The organism is Kitasatospora sp. cg17-2, from assembly GCF_054031055.1.
The window spans coordinates 283,117-300,223 of the sequence record NZ_CM132923.1 but is presented as its reverse complement, the minus strand read 5'-3'; the positions used below and the strand labels follow the sequence as shown (position 1 = coordinate 300,223).

10 protein-coding genes and 1 pseudogene are annotated in these 17,107 nt (G+C 74.9%); 9 read left to right on the top strand and 2 right to left on the bottom strand.

Annotated features, from left to right (window positions below; translation table 11 throughout):
- The 8 genes from ACW14Y_RS01180 to ACW14Y_RS01145 all read left to right on the top strand — a co-directional run bounded on the left by ACW14Y_RS01180 (nt 1) and on the right by ACW14Y_RS01145 (nt 15,189).
- Nucleotides 1-1,272: an MFS transporter gene (locus ACW14Y_RS01180; RefSeq protein ID WP_456985546.1), complete on the top strand. Its 1,272-nt coding sequence runs from the start codon at nt 1-3 to the stop codon at nt 1,270-1,272.
- Nucleotides 1,269-4,574, top strand: a complete 3,306-nt coding sequence (locus ACW14Y_RS01175; protein WP_456985545.1) for a non-ribosomal peptide synthetase — start codon at nt 1,269-1,271, stop codon at nt 4,572-4,574. The genes ACW14Y_RS01180 and ACW14Y_RS01175 overlap by 4 nt, the downstream gene beginning before the upstream one ends.
- Complete coding sequence (locus tag ACW14Y_RS01170) at nt 4,567-6,900, top strand: type I polyketide synthase (RefSeq protein WP_456985544.1); 2,334 nt, start codon at nt 4,567-4,569, stop codon at nt 6,898-6,900. The genes ACW14Y_RS01175 and ACW14Y_RS01170 overlap by 8 nt, the downstream gene beginning before the upstream one ends.
- Entirely contained in the window at nt 6,900-7,220 is a 321-nt protein-coding gene (locus ACW14Y_RS01165; RefSeq protein WP_402725154.1) for an acyl carrier protein, read from the top strand. Before ACW14Y_RS01170 ends, ACW14Y_RS01165 begins: the two co-directional genes overlap by 1 nt.
- Nucleotides 7,217-10,798, top strand: a complete 3,582-nt coding sequence (locus ACW14Y_RS01160; protein WP_456985543.1) for an amino acid adenylation domain-containing protein — start codon at nt 7,217-7,219, stop codon at nt 10,796-10,798. The genes ACW14Y_RS01165 and ACW14Y_RS01160 overlap by 4 nt, the downstream gene beginning before the upstream one ends.
- A gap of 21 nt (nt 10,799-10,819) precedes the next feature.
- Nucleotides 10,820-13,756: a type I polyketide synthase gene (locus ACW14Y_RS01155; protein ID WP_456985542.1), complete on the top strand. Its 2,937-nt coding sequence runs from the start codon at nt 10,820-10,822 to the stop codon at nt 13,754-13,756.
- A gap of 105 nt (nt 13,757-13,861) precedes the next feature.
- A complete protein-coding gene (locus ACW14Y_RS01150) occupies nt 13,862-14,239 on the top strand; it encodes a PadR family transcriptional regulator (protein WP_380311400.1) in 378 nt (125 codons plus the stop codon).
- Nucleotides 14,236-15,189, top strand: coding sequence for a hypothetical protein (locus ACW14Y_RS01145; RefSeq protein ID WP_456985541.1), 954 nt, complete (start codon nt 14,236-14,238; stop codon nt 15,187-15,189). The genes ACW14Y_RS01150 and ACW14Y_RS01145 overlap by 4 nt, the downstream gene beginning before the upstream one ends.
- 98 nt (nt 15,190-15,287) lie before the next feature.
- On the opposite strand, the gene ACW14Y_RS01140 is transcribed toward ACW14Y_RS01145, so the two are convergent.
- Nucleotides 15,288-16,040 (bottom strand): SDR family NAD(P)-dependent oxidoreductase, encoded by a 753-nt coding sequence (locus tag ACW14Y_RS01140; protein WP_456985540.1) that lies wholly within the window; start codon nt 16,038-16,040, stop codon nt 15,288-15,290.
- Between the two features lie 89 nt (nt 16,041-16,129).
- On the opposite strand from ACW14Y_RS01140, the gene ACW14Y_RS01135 reads away from it, so the two are divergent.
- A complete protein-coding gene (locus tag ACW14Y_RS01135) occupies nt 16,130-16,546 on the top strand; it encodes a winged helix-turn-helix transcriptional regulator (RefSeq protein ID WP_456985539.1) in 417 nt (138 codons plus the stop codon).
- On the opposite strand, the pseudogene ACW14Y_RS01130 reads toward ACW14Y_RS01135, so the two are convergent.
- Nucleotides 16,458-17,033, bottom strand: a pseudogene (locus tag ACW14Y_RS01130) (transposase); the annotation flags it as partial. The gene ACW14Y_RS01135 and the pseudogene ACW14Y_RS01130 overlap by 89 nt on opposite strands.
- Nucleotides 17,034-17,107 lie beyond the last annotated feature (74 nt).

Sequence of the window (17,107 nt, the reverse complement as noted above, 5' to 3'; positions counted from 1 at the left end):
ATGGCCGGATCCGTGGGCGGCACCACCGGCCTGCTCGGCCGGCTGATCCCCGCCGACGCGCTGCGCCGGCGACTGCTGGCGATCCGGTTCGCCGAGGCGACCGGCAAGGGCGTCTTCCTCTCCGGCAGCATCGTCTACTTCACCCTGCACGTCGGGCTGACCGCCGCGGAGGTCGGCATCGGCCTGTCGCTGGCGGGCTTCGCCGGCCTGCTCTCCTCGGTGCTCTTCGGCATGATCGCCGACCGGATGCGCAAACGCACCCTGCTGTTCCTGCTGTTCGCGGCGGTCGCCGTCGGCTTCGGGCTGTACTCCGCGGTGGACGACGCGATCCAGTTCTACGTCCTGGTGACCCTGGTCGGCTTCCTGGACTACGGGATCGGACCGACCGAGAACGCGCTGCTGGCCACCGTGATCCCGGAGGGCGAACGGGTCCGGCTCAACGCCACCATGCGCACGGTGTTCAACGTCGGCTTCAGCGCGGGCATCGGCGTCGCCGCCGCGGCCGCGCTGAGCACCCGGCTGCTGGTGCTGATCCCCGCGGTGGCGGCGGTCCTGCTCGGCCTCGCGGCCCTGCTGGTGACCCGCCTGCCGGAGGGTCCGCCGGGCGACCCGGAACAGCGGCCCCGGCCCTTCGGCGCGGTGCGCGACCTGCGCTTCCTCGGCGTGGTCGGCCTGTCGACCGTACTCGCCTCGCACATCAGCCTGCTGATGGTGGTGCTGCCGCTGTGGGCCCTGGAGCGCGCCGCCGTCCGGCCCTTCCTGGTGCCGCTGCTCCTGGTGGTCAACACCGTCTTCGTCATCCTGTTCCAGGTGCGGGCGAGCAAGGGCGCCGAGACGGTCGCGGGCGCCGCGGCGACGGCCCGCCGGGCCGGGCTGTGGATCGCGGCGGGCTGCGCGGCGGCCTCGGTCACCGCCCTGTGGCACTCGACGGCGCCGGCCACCGCGGCCATCGTCGTGACCGCCCTGCTGCTGTCCGTGGCCGAGGTCATGCAGTCCGCCTCGGCCTGGGGCCTCGCCTTCGGGCTGGCCCCCAAGCACGCCGAGGGCGAGTACCTCGGCGCGTTCGACCTGCATGTGGCGACCCAGAACATCGCCGGGCCGGCGCTCTTCTCCGGCCTGGTCATCTCGGCAGGCTTCTGGGGCTGGATCGCGATCGCCGGGCTGATGCTCGCCGCGGCCGCGCTGATCGGGCCCGCCGCGCGGCGCAGCGCCGACGCGATGGCGGGCACCGCCCGCCCGGAGGCCGTCATGGACACCGGAGGGGCGGCATGACCGACAGCGGCAGGGCTTCGTTCACCCAGGAGCGCTTCTACTTCCTCAACGAGCTGCAACCGGGCAACCCCGCCTACGTGGTGGCGTTCGCGCTGCGCATGACCGGCGCGCTGGACCACGACCGGCTGGCCTCGGCGGTCCGCGCCGTCACCGCCCGGCACGCGGTGCTGCGCACCGGGTTCGCCGTGCGCGACGGCGAGTTGACGCAGCTGGTGCACGACACGGCGGAGCCCGACCTCACCGCCGTCGCGCACCCGCCGGCCGACCGTCCCGACCAGGACCGCCACCTGCGCGAACTGGTGGCCGCCGAGGCCGCCGTGCCGTTCGCGCTGGCCGACGGCCGGGTCCTGCGGGCCCGGATCGTGACCTGGGGCGCCGACCAGCACGCGCTGGTCGTGCTGGTGCACCACATCGCCTGCGACGGATGGGCGGTCGGCCTGCTGCTGGACGACATCGCGGCGCAGTACAACGGCCGGGCGACGGCCGCGCCGAGCGCCACCTACCTGGAGTACGCCGAGGCCCAGCGCACCCTGTGGGAGAAGCACACCCGGCGCCTGGAGCACTGGCGCGAACTGCTGGCCGGCGCCCCCAAGCTCGCCCTGCACAGCGACCGGCCCCGGCCCGGCGTGCTCACCCACCGAGGTGCGGTGCTGCGCCGGCCGGTCGACCCGGAGCTGGTCCAACGGCTCACCGACTGGGCGAAGGAGCACGGGGTCACCCTGTTCGCGGTGGCGCTCGCCGCCTACGCCAGGGTGCTGTCCCGGCACGCCCGCCAGCCGGAGGTGGTGATCGGCGTCCCGGTCGCCAACCGGCTGGACGAGGCGGAGGAGCAGCTGGTCGGCTGCCTGGTCAACACGCTGCCGGTCCGGGTCGACCTGACCGGCGGGCCGAGCTTCGCCGAACTGGTCACCCGGACCTGGCGGACGGCGCTGACCGCGCTCGGCGACCAGGACGTGCCGTTCGAGCGGATCGTCCAGGCGGTCGGCGAGGAGCGCCAGCTCAGCCACGCCCCGGTCTTGCAGACCATGCTGACGGTGCAGAACTTCACCTTCACCGTGCCGGACTTCACCGGGCTGACGGTGTCCGAGGTCGACGTCGAGATCGAGGCGGCCCGCTTCGACCTCGGACTGACCCTGGACGTCTCCACCCGCTCGCCGTTCCTGCGTGCCGACTTCAGCACCGAGCTGTTCGACGCGGCGACCGTCGAGGGGCTGATGGCGCACTTCCACGCCCTGCTGGAGTCCCTGGTCGACGACCCGGAGGGCGAGCCCGCGATGGTGGACGCGCGGGAGCACCGGCTGCTCACCGAGGGCTGGAACCCGCCGGTCGGGCCGGCGGCGGGCAGCCTCCCGGCGGGGGACCGGCCGTTCGTTCCCCGTCCGTCCGTTCCCCGCCCGTCCGTGCTGCGGCTGTTCTGCGAGCACGCCGCCGCGGCGCCGCAGGACGTGGCGCTGGTGCACCGGGGGCGGACGACCAGCTACCGGGAGCTGGACGAGTGGTCCGGCCGGATCGCCGCCGCGCTGCGCCGGTCCGGAGTGCGCACCGGGACCCGGGTCGGGCTGCTGCTCGGCCGCTCCCCGGCGATGCTCGCGGCGATCCTCGGGACGTGGAAGGCCGGCGGCGCCTATGTGCCGCTGGACCCCGCGCACCCGCGCCGGCGCCTGGAGCACATCCTCGACAGCTCCGGACCGGCCGTCGTCCTGGTCGAGGAGGGGACCGCCGACCTCGCCCGGCAGCTCACCGAGGGCCGGGACACGGTCCGGCTGGACGCCCACCGCGCCGACGGCGCGACGGAGTCGGACGCCCACCGGGCGGAGGGCGAGCCCGAGCACCCGGTCCGGTGGCCCGAACCGTCGGACGTCGCCTACGTGATGTACACCTCCGGATCCACCGGCGTGCCCAAGGGCGTGATGGTCCGCCACCGCGGCCTGGATGCCCTGTTCGGCCCTCGCCCGTGCGGCCTGGCCACCGACGGCGGCGACAGCTGGCTGGCCGCGCACAACTTCTCCTTCGACGTGTCGGTCCTGGAGATCCTGGGCGCCCTGACCACCGGCAGCCGACTGGTCGTCGCCGACCAGGAGGACGTGCTCGACCCCGAGCGGCTGGCCCGGCTGATCCACGAGCAACGGGTCACGGTGGTCAACCTCACGCCGAGCCTGCTCTACCGGGTGCTGCCGCCGTTCTTCGCCACCCTGGACGGCGACCGCTCCCCGGTGCGGTACGTGGTGCTGGTGGGCGAGGCGCTGAGCTGGTCCCGGCTGGCCGCGCTGGTCGACCCGGAGCGGCTGCCCGCGGTCTTCGTCAACATGTACGGGGTCACCGAGGCCACCATCGTGAACACCGTGATCGAGGTGCCGGCCGCGGAACTCGGCCGGGTGCGGGAGGGCAGCATCGGGGTGCCGCTGCCGGCGAACCGCTGCTACGTGCTGGACGAGGACCGGCGGCCCACCGGCGTCAACGTGCCCGGCGAGCTGTACCTCGCCGGCGAGTTGGTCGCCGCCGGCTACATCGGCGAGCCCGGCCTCACCGCCGCCCGGTTCGGCGAGGACCCGTACACCCCCGGCGAGCTCTACCGGACCGGGGACATCGTCCGCTGGGCCCCCGACGGCCGACTGGTGTACATCGGCCGCGAGGACACCCAGGTGAAGGTGCGCGGCCACCGCGTCGAACTCGCCGACGTCGAGGCGGCGTTCCTGCGCCGCCCGGGGGTGCGCCAGTGCGTGGCCGTGGTGGAGGCGGAGGAGCTGATCGCGTTCGTCTGCGCCGACCCCGGGGCGGGCGAGGAGCGCGAACTGCGCGCCCTGGTCCGGGAGGAGCTGCCCGGCTACATGGTGCCGTCCCGGATCCTGCCGGTGGAGCGCATCCCGCTGAACGCCAACGGGAAGGTCGACCGGCGGCGCCTGCTCGCCGAGCACGCCGCCGCCGGGGCCGCCGCCCCGGTCCTGCGCACCGCCCCGCCGACCGCCGACCAGGGGGAGGCGAACGGCGACACGCTCACCTCGCGCATCCGCGCGATCTGGGCCGACGTGCTGCGCCGGCCCGACCTCGAACCGACCGACAACTTCTTCGACGTGGGCGGCAGCAGCTTCGCGCTGATCACCGTGCGGGACCGGATGGCGCTGACCGGGCTGGAGCTCTCGGTCACCGACCTGTTCCGGCACGGCACGGTCGCCGCCTGCGCCGCGCACTTCCGGCAGGCACACACCGACGTGCCCGCCGACGACCGGACCGCGCTGCGCAAGCGCGGCCGTGACGAACTCGCCCGAAGGCGCCGACTCAACAGGGGGCACGAGCATGTCTGACGACCAGGACCGGGGACAGGGCCAGGGCCAGGGCCAGGGACACGGGCAGGACCGGATCGCGATCGTCGGCATGGGGATCAGGCTCCCCGGCGCCGGACGCGACCTCGACCGCTACTGGCACGACATCAAGAACGGCGTCGAGTCGATCTCCTTCTTCTCGCGCGAGCAACTCCTCGGCTGGGGCGTCCCGGAGGAGGTCGCCGACAACCCGAACTTCATCCCGGCCCGCGCCGTCCTGGACGACTACGACCACTTCGACCACCGGCTGTTCGGCTACTCGCCGCAGGACGCCGTCCTGATGGACCCGCAGCAGCGGATCCTGCTCGAATGCGCCTGGGGCGCGCTGGAGCACGCGGGCTACCCGCCGATCGGCGCGGACGGCAACCGCACCGCCGTGTACGTCGGCACCGGGATGAACGTCTACCTGCTCGACATCCTGTGGCCGAACGTCCGCGCGGTGAAGTCGGCCGGCGGACTCGGCGTGCTCACCTCCAGCGACAAGGACTACGCCGCCACCAGGATCGCCTACAAGCTCAACCTCCAGGGCGCGGCCTTCTCCGTGCAGACCGCCTGCTCCACCTCACTGGTCGCCATCCACCTGGCGGTGCAGAGCCTGCTCACCTACGAGGCCGACATGGTCCTCGCCGGCGCCGCCTCCTCCGGCCCGCCCACCCGGCGCGGCCACTTCTACGCCCCCGGCGGCACCTTCTCCCGCGACGGCCACTGCCGCACCTTCGACGTCGCCGCCGACGGCACCGCGGACGCCGACGGCGGCGCCGTCCTCGTGCTCAAGCGCCTGGAGGACGCGATCCGGGACAACGACACCGTCCACGCGGTGATCGCCGGAACCGCCGCCGTCAACGACGGCGCCCGCAAGGCCGGCTTCACCGCGCCCGGGGTCGAGGGCCAGGCCACCACCATCCGCACCGCGCTCGCGGCCGGCGGCATCGACCCCGACACCATCGGGCTGATCGAGACCCACGGCACCGCGACCCCGCTCGGCGACCCGATCGAACTCGCCGCGCTGCGCTCGGTGTTCGGCACCGACCGGGGCGACCGCCCGAAGGCCGCCCTGGGCGCCCTCAAGTCCATCATGGGCCACCTGGACACCGCCGCCGGCGTCGCCGCCGTCGTCAAGACCGTGCTCGCCCTGAAACACCGCACCATCCCGCCGGTGGGCCTGTTCACCGCGCCGAACCCCGCCCTCGAACTGGAGAAGTCGGTCTTCTGGGTGCCCGCCACCGCCACCGAGTGGCCGACGATCGACGGCGTGCGCCGGGCCGGCGTCAGCTCCTTCGGCATCGGCGGCACCAACACCCACATCGTCCTGGAGGAGGCCCCGCCGGCCACCACGCCCAGGAGGCCCCGCCGCCCGGCGAGCGAACTGCTGCTGGTCTCGGCCCGGACGGAGGAGGCGGCCACCGAGAGCCTGGCCCGGGTCGACTCCTTCCTCGCCGACCTGCCGCCGGCCGAACTCGGCGACGTCGCCTACACCTTGCGCACCGGGCGGACCGAACTCCCCTGGCGCGGCTTCACCGTCCGGATGCCCGAGGAGGACCTCAAGCCGCTGCTGCCGGTGCGCCGCACCGACCCGCAGGCCGCCGAGCGCGGCGTCGGCTACCACCTCACCGGCGGCGGCCAACTGCCCGGCTGCGGGCACTGCTACCACATCGACCCCGACTTCCGCCGGATCATCGACCTCGGCTACGCCGCGCTGCGCCCGCTGGGCGAGGACGCCGACCCGGCGACCAAGGAGCGGGTGGGCCGGTTCGCCGTCGCGATGGCCTGGACCGACGCGCTGGGCCGCCGCGGCCTCCGCCCGGTCGCCCTCACCGGCAACGGCCCCGGCGCGGTCGCCGCCGCCTGCACGGCCGGTGTGTTCGACTTCGCGACCGGCATCGAGCTGGCCCTCGGCCGACGGCCCTCCGACTGGCGACCGGCCGCCCCCACCGCCCGGCTGTACGCCCCTGCCGACGGCGCGCCGGTCACCGCGGCCCAGGCCGCCGACCCCGACTACTGGGCGAGCCGCTTCGACGAGCCCGGCGACGGCACGTTCGCGCCGCCGACCGTCGACCCCGAGCCGGCCACCTGGCTGGAGATCGGCACCCAGGTCTTCCCCCACCTCGGCGTCGAACTGCCCGAGATGAGCAGCGCCTACGACCGGATGCTGGCCGCCGTCGGCCTGCTCTGGCAGCTCGGGATCGGCGGCCCCTGGAACGAGGAGGGCGACCGCGGCCGCAGCCGCGTCCCCGCCCCCGGCTACCCGTTCGCCCCCACCCGGCACTACCTGGAGATCCCCGCCACCGCGAAGGAGAGGCACCTGTGATGAACCCTCGGACCGAGCAGGACTGGGTCGCCGAGTTCGAGCAGCTCTGGATGGAGGTCCTCGGCGTCGACGAGGTCCACGAGCACGACGACTTCTTCGACCTCGGCGGCCACTCGCTGAGCGCGCTGCGGCTGAGCACCCTGATCCGCCAGGAGCTCAACCGTCCCGTCGACCTCGCCGACGTGCTGCACAACCCCCGCTACGGCGACCTGCTGGCCGTGGCCGGCCGGGACGAGCCGGAGGCGTCGGAGGCGTCGGAAGCAGCGGAAGCGGTGGAGGCCGGAGCCGGGGCGGCGGGGGCCGAGGGCGGTCGGGCATGACCGTCGCCCCCGGGCGCGCCGCCGACTGGCTGCCACTGGTCGTCGAGGTACTCGGGCTGCCGGCCGACGAGGCCGGCGCCCGGTACCGGGCCGAGTCGTTCACGGCCCTGGGCGGATCCTCGCTCCAGGCGATCGCACTCGGCGCCCACGGCCAGCGCCGGCTGTCCCGCGACGTCGAGGTCGCCGGACTGCTCGGCCCGGACCCGCTGGCCGCCGTCCTGGCCGGCGCGCGTCCCTTCGTGCCGAGCGTCCCGCCGCCCGCCGACCCGGCCGCCGCCCCGCAGCCGCGCCCGCTCCTGCCCGGGCAGCGGGCCATGCTCGCCGCCCACCTGGCCGGCCAGGACCGGCCCTACCGGCTGCTCTTCACCCTGCGGCCGCCCGAGCCGCTCGACCTCGGGCGCGTCCGGGCCGCGCTGCGCGCCCTCACGGCCCGCCACGAATCGCTGCGCACGATGTTCACGGGCTCCACGGGCTCCACGGGCTCCACGGGTGATCGCTTGTCGTCCGGCGAGGAGCGGACCGTGCGCCGGGTGGTGCTGCCCGCCTCCCACGAACCGAGGCTGCTGCACCAGACCCTGCCTGCCGGGGCGGACGCGGTGCGCGCCGTGCACGAGCTGTACGCCGCCCGCGCCGGGGAACTGCTGCGCCCCTTCGACCGTCCGCCCGTGGTGTTCGTCCGCACCGTCGCCGGCACCGAGACCCTGCTCTCGGTCCTGGTGCACCACGCGCTCGCCGACGGCTGGAGCATCGGCGTGCTGTGGCGCGAGTTCGCCCGGCTGTACGAGGACGGGCCGGGCGCGCTGCCCGGGCCCGGCCCGTCGCCGGACTGGACCGGCACCCGGCTGGCCGCCCGGGAGGCCTCCGGCGACCTGGCGCAGGCCATGGCCGGGGTGAGGCGGCGGCTGGACGGCGCCCCACTGGTGGCGACCCTGCCCGGCGGACCCGACCCGGCCGGTGCCGGCGGCGCGGACGGTACCGACGGCACCGGTGCCCGGCTGGTGTTCGAGCTGCCGGAACAGGTGGCCGAGGGCGTGGACCGGCTGGCCCGGCACTGCCGGACCACCGTCACCTCGGTGCTGCTCGCGGCGTGGTCGCTCGCCGCGGCCCGCCGGATCGGCACCACCGACCTGGTCCTCGGCGTGGCGGCCGCGGGCCGCTTCGAGGCCGGCATGGAGGACGTCGTCGGGCTCTGCACCCGGATCGTCCCGGTGCGCTGCCGGATCGACGGCGCCCGACCGGTCACCGAGCACGTCCGGGCCACCGCCGGCGCGCTCGCGGACGCGCTCGCCGACGCCGACCTGCCGTTCGACCGCGTGGTCAGCGGCCTGGACGGCACCGTGGACGGGACCCGCAATCCGGTGGCGCAGCTCGGCTTCGCCGCCCACCACGAGCTGGTCCCCGACTCCTTCGGGACGGCGGGCGGCACCTGGCGGGTGTACGAGGGCCACTGTGCGGGTTCGGCCTTCGACGCCCTGCTGTACGTGCAGTCCTGGTCGCCGCGGCCCAGGCTGGCGATCGAGTACGCGACCTCGGCGCAGAGCGCCGCGGACATCGGCGAACTGGCCGAGTCGCTGCACGCCGTGCTGGCCGAGCTCGCGGTCGACCCTCGGGCGCCCGTGGACCGGATCGCCGGGCTCTCCGCCGGCCAGCTGGCCCGGCTGCGGGAACTCGGCCAGGGCGCGGACGCCACGACCGGCGACGACCTGTGGAGCCGGTTCGAGCGGCAGGTGCGGGAGCGTCCCGACGCCACCGCGCTGCTCGACCCCGACGCGGGCCACGCGCTGACCTACCGGCAGCTGCACGCGCACGCCCTCGACCAGGCCGAGCTGCTGCACGGCTGCGGCGTCCGCGCCGGTGACCGGGTGGTCCTGGAACTGCCGAGATCGGCGGCGGAGGCCGTGGCCGTGCTCGGCACCCTGCGCCTGGGCGCCGCCTGGGTGGCGGTGGACCCGGCCGCCCCGGCGGACAGACGCGCCCGGATCGCCGACGCGGTCACGGCCGCCGCCCGGATCGGCGGGACGGCCGACGATCCGGCCTTCGCCGACGTCCCCCGGTGCCCGCAGGCCGGTCCCGGCCGGACGCTCCCGACGAGCCGGCCCGCCGGGGCGGGGCCCGGCATCGCGCCGTACCGGCCGGAGCCCGCCCGGGCGGCCTACGTCTCCTTCACCTCGGGAACCACCGGTGTCCCCAAAGGCGTGGTGGTCCCGCACCGCGCGGTGCTGCGCCTGGTGGACGACGCGGACCTGTTCGCCGACGTGAACCTGCGCGCGGACGCGGACGTGTCCGCCGACGTCGAGCCGTCCCTCGACCGGCCGGGGCCGTCGATGCTGCGGCTCTCCCCGCTGGCCTTCGACGCCTCCACCCTGGAGCTGCTGGTGCCGTTGGCGAGCGGGACGACCGTGGTGGTCCACCCGCCCGCGGAGCCCACACCCGACAGCCTGGCCCGGTTCCTCCCCGCCGCGGGCGTGACCCACGCCTGGCTGACGGCGGGCCTGTTCCACCTGGTGGCCGACCACCGGCCGGAGGCGCTGCGCGGGCTGCGCCAGGTGTTCACCGGCGGCGGGGTGGTCTCACCGGCCCACGTCCGGCGGGTCCTCGAACAGTCGCCCGGACTGCGGGTCACCAACGGCTACGGGCCCACCGAGAACACCACGTTCACCACGGTGTGCCACGTCGACGGCGTGTCCGAGGTGTCCGACCCGTTCCCGATCGGCCGCCCGGTGCACGGCACCGGCGTGCGGATCACCGGCCCGGACGGGCGGCCGGTGCCGCCCGGGGCGGTGGGCGAACTGCGGGCCACCGGCGCGGGACTGGCCGACGGCTACCTGGGCGACCCGGACCGCACGGCGCAGTCCTTCGGCGAGCCGGTCGGTGAGCGGGACGGCGGGCGCTCCGGCGGGCGCGAGTACCGCACCGGCGACCTGGCCCGCTGGGGCGCGGACGGGCGGCTGCTCTTCCTGGGCCGCGTCGACCGGCAGCTGAAGGTCGCCGGGTACCGGATCGAACCGGTCGCCGTCGAGCGCCGGATCAAGGAGCAGGACGGGGTGCTGGACGCCGTCGTCCTGCTGGCCGACGAGCGGCTCTGCGCGGCGGTCAAGGCCGACGCCGGCGTCCTGGACCGGGTGCGGGCGGCCGTCGAGCCGCTGCTCGCCCCCTACGAGCGTCCGCAGCGCTGGCAGGCGGTGGCGCGGTTCCCGCTGGACCGCAACGGCAAGGTCGACCTGCGGGCCCTCGGCGCGCTGTTCGCCCCGGCAGCTGGGGTGGACCGGGGCGGCGTCGCGGAGCCGGTGGCCGCCGCGGCACTGCCCGACGTTGCGGCGCCGGCCGCCGGGGCCGACCCGGCCTACCCGGCCGCGGTCGACGCCGAGGAACTGATCCGGGACGTGTGGACCGAGGTGCTCGGGACCGACGACTTCGACTTCGACGAGGCCTTCTTCGACGTCGGCGGCGACTCGCTCACCCTCGCCATGGTCCGGACCCGGCTGGAACGGCGATTGGGCACCAGACCAATAGCCCTGGCGGAGCTGTACCGGTACCCCACCGTCCAGTCCCTTGCCCAACATCTGCGCACGACATGACGACACGACGGGGGTGACGAGATGAGCAACGGAGCGACTGACGAGCCGGATGACGGGCTGCGTCAGGACATCGCGATCGTCGGAATGGCCGGCCGGTTCCCCGGCGCCGCCGACCTCGACGAGTACTGGAACGGCCTGCTCGCCGGACGGGTGGCGGTCGCCCGGCTGTCCCGCGAGGAGCTGCTCGCGGCCGGCGTGCCGGCCGCCGACCTGGACGACCCGGCCTACGTGCCGGCCCGCGGCCTGCTCGCCGGGACGGACCTGTTCGACGCCGGGTTCTTCGGCATCCCGCCCCGGGAGGCCGACCTGATGGACCCGCAGCACCGGCTGCTGCTGGAGACCGCCTGGGAAGCCCTGGAGAGCGGCGGACTGATCACCGACCGGCCACCGGGCCGGGTCGGCGTGTTCGCCGGCTCCGGATTCAACTACTACCTGCAGCAGCAGGTCCTGGCCGACCCGGAAGTCCTGGCCGAGCAGGGCCTGCTGTCCGTGGTGCTCGCCAACGAGAAGGACCACCTCGCGGCCCGGATCGCCTACCGGCTGGGCCTGAACGGGCCCGCGATCGGCGTCCAGACCGCCTGCTCCACCTCGCTGGTCGCCGTGCACCTGGCCTGCCAGAGCCTGCGCACCGGCGACTCCGACCTCGCGCTGGCCGGCGGCGTCGACCTGGAGTTCCCGCAACGGGCCGGCTACCGCTACGAACCCAAGGGCATCATGTCGCCCGACGGCGCCTGCCGCCCGTTCGACGCCGCCGCCAACGGCACCGTGCCGGGCAGCGGGGTCGGCATGGTCGTCCTCAAACGGGCCGCGGACGCCCGCCGCGACGGCGACCGGGTCCTCGCGCTGATCTCCGGCTCCGCCGTCAACAACGACGGCGCGGCGAAGGTCGGCTACACCGCCCCGGGCGTCGCCGGACAGGTCGACGTGCTCGCCCGCGCCTATGCGGCGGCCCGCGTCGACCCGTCGACGATCGGCTACCTGGAGGCGCACGGCACGGCCACCGAGGTCGGCGACGCCATCGAACTGGCCGCGCTGCGCGAGGTGTTCGGCGACGGCAGGGGCGCCTGCTCGCTCGGCTCGGTCAAGGCGAACATCGGCCACCTGTCGGCCGCCGCCGGCGTGGCCGGCCTGATCAAGGCCGCCCTCGCCCTGCACCACCGCCGGATCCCGCCGCTCGCCGGCCTCGACCGGCCCAGGGCCGAACTGACCGACCCCGGATCGCCGTTCACCGTCGACACCGTCGCCCGGGAGTGGACCGTCCCGGACGGCCGGCCGCGCCGGGCCGCCGTCAGCTCCTTCGGCCTCGGCGGCACCAACGTCCACGTGGTGCTCACCGAGGCACCCGCCGACCCGGCGCCGCCCACCCCGACCGCCCCGGACGTCGTCCTGGTCTCCGCCCCCACCGAACCGGCCCTGCGCAGCGCCGCCGAACGCCTCGCCCGCCACCTGGCCGACCACCCCGGACTCCCGCTGCCCGACGTCGCCCTGACCACGCAGCGGCACCGCCGGCACTTCGCCCACCGGATCGCCGTCGCCGCGCCGGACACGGCCGAGGCCGCCCGCGCGCTGACCGGCGCACCCGTGCGCACCGCGCAGCGCCGGCCCGAGGTGGTCTTCCTGCTCCCCGGCCAGGGCGCCGAAGCACCCGGCATGGCCGCGTGGGCCTACCGCCGCTACCCGTCCTTCGCCGCCGACATCGACCGCGGCAGCGAACTCGCCCGGCCCCTCCTCGGCGTGGACCTGCGCGAGCTGCTGGTCGACCGGGACCCGCAGGGCCTGATCCACCGCACCGACCTCACCCAGCCCGCCCTGGTGCTGCACGAGTACGCGCTGGGACGGCTGCTCGGCACCTTCGGGGTCCGGCCCGCCGCCCTGCTCGGGCACTCGGTGGGGGAGTACGCGGCGGCGGGCCTGGCCGGCGAACTGGGGCCGGCCGACATGCTGCGCCTGGTCGCCGAGCGGGGCGCGCTGATGCGACGGGCCCCCGAGGGCGGCATGCTCGTGGTCCTCGCGGCGCCGGCCGCGGTGCGCGCCGAACTCGCCGGACCGGACGAGCTCGACATCGCCGCCGTCAACGCGCCGGAGGTGGTCGTGGTGTCCGGCCCGGCCGACGCGCTGACCCGGCTGCGCGCCCGGCTCGACACCGCCGGGATCCAGCACCGGCTGCTGCCCACCGAACGGGCCTTCCACTCCCGGATGATGGCCGGGGCCGCCGCCGCGCTGGACGCGGTGGCCGCCACGGTCGAGGCCAAGCCGGGCGAGGTCGACGTGATCAGTACCGTCAGCGGCCGGGTGCTGCCCGCCGGCGGGCTCCGGCCGGCCGGCTACTGGGCGGAGCAGTTGCGCAGCCCCGTCCGCTACCAGGACGCGGTGGTCACGGCGGCGGCCCGGGGCCGGGCGGTCCTCGTCGAGGTCGGCCCGGGCAGTGGTCTGATCGGCAGCGCCCGGCAGATCCCCGAGGCCCGGCAGACGCCCGTGGTGGCGCTGCAGCCGCGCCGCGGCGACCTGCTGAGCGGGCTCGGCGCGCTGTGGGCCTCGGGCGTCGAGCTGGACTGGGCGGCGGTGCGCGCGGGGGCCCCGGCGGTCCGGGCGCCACTGCCGGCCCGTCCCTTCGCCGCCGAACGCCACTGGCTGGACACGCCCGCCGCCCGGGACGCTCCGGCGCCGGTCGCTCCGGTTCCGGTGGCTCCGATGCCCGTCGCTTCGGCGCCGGTGGCCGACCCGGCTGCGGACGACGAGGAGCGGACCGTGCGACAGATCGCGGAGATCTGGCGCTCACTGCTCGGGGTTCCCACCGTCGGGGCCGACTCCGACTTCTTCACCCTCGGTGGGGAGTCGCTGCTCTTCATCCGCATGATCGCCCAGGTGCAGCGCAGGTTCGGCGTCCCGGTCCGGATCGCCGAGCTGGCCGACGCGCCGACCCCGAGGGCGATCGCCGCCCACGTGATCGGCGGGTGACCCGGTCCCGGTGTGCGGTCCGCCGCACACCGGGACGGCCTCCGCCTCCGCCCCACCCATGGCTAACTCATCGACATATCTCAATCATTGATCTATGGTTCCCGCATGGCAGACCGTCAACTGCAGGAGCCGGCAAGGCTCGTGCTCACCGCACTGGCCGACGAGCCCCGGCACGGCTACGCGATCCTCCAGGAAGTCCTGGCGATCACCGAAGGCCGCACCAGGATGCTCACCGGCACCCTCTACACCGCGCTGGACCGACTGCTCCAGCAGGGCCTGATCCGGATCGCCCACGAGGAGGTCGTGGCCGGCCGACTGCGCCGCAGCTTCGAGCTGACCGAGCAGGGCCGGGACACCCTGACCGAGGAGACCCAACGGCTGCGCGCCGGCGTGGCGGAGGCCGAACGCCGGCTCGCCCTCGGCGCCCCCCGGCCCACGCTGCGCAGGCCGCGTACGGCGCAGGCGAACTGGGGGACGGCATGACCGACCGGCACACCCCGTTTCCCGCCCTGCTGCGACGTCTTCCCCTCGTCCGCCTCTACCCGTCCTCCTACCGGGCCGCGCACGGCGAGGAGATCAACGCGGTCCTCGCCGAAGCCGTCCGGCACGCCGGCCCCCGCACCGCCCTGCGCGAGTGGGCCGCCCTCGCCGCACACGCCGTGCGGCTGCGCACCCGGCTCGGTTCGAGCGACCCGGCGGGCAGGATCCTCGCCGGCGCCGCGCCGTCCCTGCTGGCCGGCGGTGCCGCGCTGAGCCTGCTCCACCTGCTCCTCGGCGCCCTCCCGTCCGGCCCCGACCCGCACTGGGCGGCAAGCGCCGCGCGGAGCGCTCCCTGGCTTCTCGCCCTGCTGTGTCTCACCCTCGGCCGCTGGGCCCCGGCCCGGGCCCTGCTCCTGGCGGCCGTCGCGGTGGCGGCGTTCACCCCACATCCCGAGCCGGGCCTCTGGGCTGTCACGGCCGTCCTGGTGCTGATCGCACCGCCCGACGCCGTGGACCTCTCCCGAGGCGGCCGCTCCTGGGCGGTCGGCTCCGCCGCCGCCGTCGCGCTCCCGCTGAGCGGTCTCACGCTGCTGTGGCTCGGCACCCGGTCCGAGGATTACCCCCACCTCGTCCTCCCGCCCCTCCAGCAGGCCCTGCTCGACCTCGCCCCGGCCTGGGCCGCCCTCGTCCTGGGCCTCGCCCGCCTCCTGCGCCTCGCCAGGCCGCACAGCGACCCCCTGCACACCGGCGGCATCGCCCTGGCCGTCCTGCCCTGGACCCTGACGCTCGCCCCGCCCCTCCACCGGGGCACCCTGGCCGACGCCCTCGACCTGCTCCGCAACGTCGGCGTGGTCCTCGTGGTCCTGGCCACCGTCGCCGCCCTCGGCCTCGTACGCCGCCGCACCCGCCGCCCCGGTCCGGCCGAGCCGGACGGACCACCGGCATCCTGCTAGTTGTCCCCTCGAAAGCGCTGGTCGCAGCCCTGGTCGCAGCCCTTCCACCAGGGCTGCGACCAGCGCCGTCGGGCCGCGGCCCGACGGCGGTCGGAGCGTCAGCGCATGCCGCCGGAGGCGAGGATGACGTCCCCGGTGATCCAGCGCGCGTCGTCGGAGGCCAGGAAGGCCACCAGTGGGCCGTAGTCGGCCGGGGTGCCCGTCCGGCCCAGCGGGGTGCCGGCGATCGCCTGCGCCTCCTGCGCCGAGCCGGGGAATCCCATCGCCCTGGTGCCCTCGGTGTCGGACGGTCCGGGCATGATCGCGTTGACCCGGATGCCGCGCGGGCCCAGTTCCTTGGCCGCGACGACGGTGAACGCGTTGACGGCGCTCTTGGACGCGACATAGAGCGAGGCGTACGTCGGGTGGGTGAGCGTGCCCGCCGTGGAGACGTTGACGACCGACGCGGAGCCGATGTCGTCCTGCGCGGCCAGGGCCTGCGTGGTGAGGATCGTGCCCAGCAGGTTCGTGCTCATCTGACGCTGGAACTCCTCCTCGGTGATGCCCGACAGCGGCGCGAAGGTGGCCACCCCCGCGTTGTTCACCAGCACGTCGACCGGTCCGAACTCCTCGCGCGCACGGTCGAACAGACGGCGCACGTCCTCGCCGCGCGCCACGTCCGCCCGGACCGCGACCGCCCGGCCGCCCCCGGCGGTGATTCCCGCGACGACCCGCTCGGCCCCCTCCGCGTCCTCCCGGTAGTTCACCACGACGGCCGCGCCCGCCTCGGCCAGTGCCTCGGCGATCCCCGCCCCGAGGCCCTTCGACGCGCCCGTGACGATCGCCGTACGGGCCTTGCTGCTCGTGCTCACAGTGACTCCTCGAACGTCGGTACCTGCGAAGTCACCGTAGGAAAGCTGATTACTACGGGGAAGTACGTACTTTTTTGTAAGCTCGTACCGTGCTCGAAACCCAGCAGGTCGCGACGGCCGCCCGGCTCCTGGCCCACGACACCTTCGACCAGAAGTGCGCACTCCGACCGATCATGGATCGGACGACCAGTCGTTGGGCGACCCTGATCGTCTCGGCCCTCATCGCCGGCCCGCACCGCTTCGCCCAGCTGCACCAACGGGTCGGCGGCATCAGCCAGAAGATGCTGTCGCAGAACCTCAAGGCCCTGGCCCGGGCCGGGCTCGTCGACCGTCAGGTCACGCCCACCAACCCGCCCCAGGTCACCTACAGCCTGACCGAACTCGGCGTCAGCCTGGCCGGCCCGCTGACCGAACTCATCCAGTGGTTCGGCCGCCATGGAGAGGAACTCCTCGCCGCCCAGGAGCACTACGACCGCCAGCAGACGCCACCACGCGCGTCTCGTTGACCGACTCGATGACCTGCCGCAGCGGCTTGAACAGCTGTGATCCGGGCCGCTCGGCCTCACCCTTGCGTGTCGGCCGCGGCAGTTGGATGTCCAGCTCGGCCAACTGCTGCTCGAAGTCGCGGCCGAAGCAGTTCTTGTCGCCGATCAGCGTCTGCCCGGGGCGCTTGTCCGTGAGCTGTGGTTCGACGGCGAGCAGGTCCAGCAGCGTCTCGCGCTCGCCAGCCTTGGCACCGGTCAGCGCGAACGCGACGGGGAGGCCGTGCCGGGTGCACACCAGGTGCAGCCGTAGTCCCCAGAAGTATCGGCCGTGGCGGGCGCAGTACCCGTACTGCGCCCATCCGGCCAGGTCGGAGCGTTGGACGGTCTCGCGTGAGCGGCCGCACTCGACGGGCGTGGAGTCCACGACCCGTACGTCGTCGCTCCACGGTGTGGTGTCGCCGGCCAGCGTGCGGGTGAGGCGTCGGACATGGTCGGCAGCCCTGCGCAATCCTTCAGCAGATCATCGGTCTTCACTTGGAGTGCGGTAGCGAGGGAGTCCAAGTCTGTTTTCACATAACGACG

Excerpts from the sequence above, each read along its gene's own strand:
- ACW14Y_RS01180 (WP_456985546.1), top strand. The coding sequence starts at position 1 with ATGGCCGGATCCGTGGGCGGCACCACCGGCCTGCTCGGCCGGCTGATC.
- ACW14Y_RS01175 (WP_456985545.1), top strand. The coding sequence starts at position 1,269 with ATGACCGACAGCGGCAGGGCTTCGTTCACCCAGGAGCGCTTCTACTTC.
- ACW14Y_RS01170 (WP_456985544.1), top strand. The coding sequence starts at position 4,567 with ATGTCTGACGACCAGGACCGGGGACAGGGCCAGGGCCAGGGCCAGGGA.
- ACW14Y_RS01165 (WP_402725154.1), top strand. The coding sequence starts at position 6,900 with ATGAACCCTCGGACCGAGCAGGACTGGGTCGCCGAGTTCGAGCAGCTC.
- ACW14Y_RS01160 (WP_456985543.1), top strand. The coding sequence starts at position 7,217 with ATGACCGTCGCCCCCGGGCGCGCCGCCGACTGGCTGCCACTGGTCGTC.
- ACW14Y_RS01155 (WP_456985542.1), top strand. The coding sequence starts at position 10,820 with ATGAGCAACGGAGCGACTGACGAGCCGGATGACGGGCTGCGTCAGGAC.
- ACW14Y_RS01150 (WP_380311400.1), top strand. The coding sequence starts at position 13,862 with ATGGCAGACCGTCAACTGCAGGAGCCGGCAAGGCTCGTGCTCACCGCA.
- ACW14Y_RS01145 (WP_456985541.1), top strand. The coding sequence starts at position 14,236 with ATGACCGACCGGCACACCCCGTTTCCCGCCCTGCTGCGACGTCTTCCC.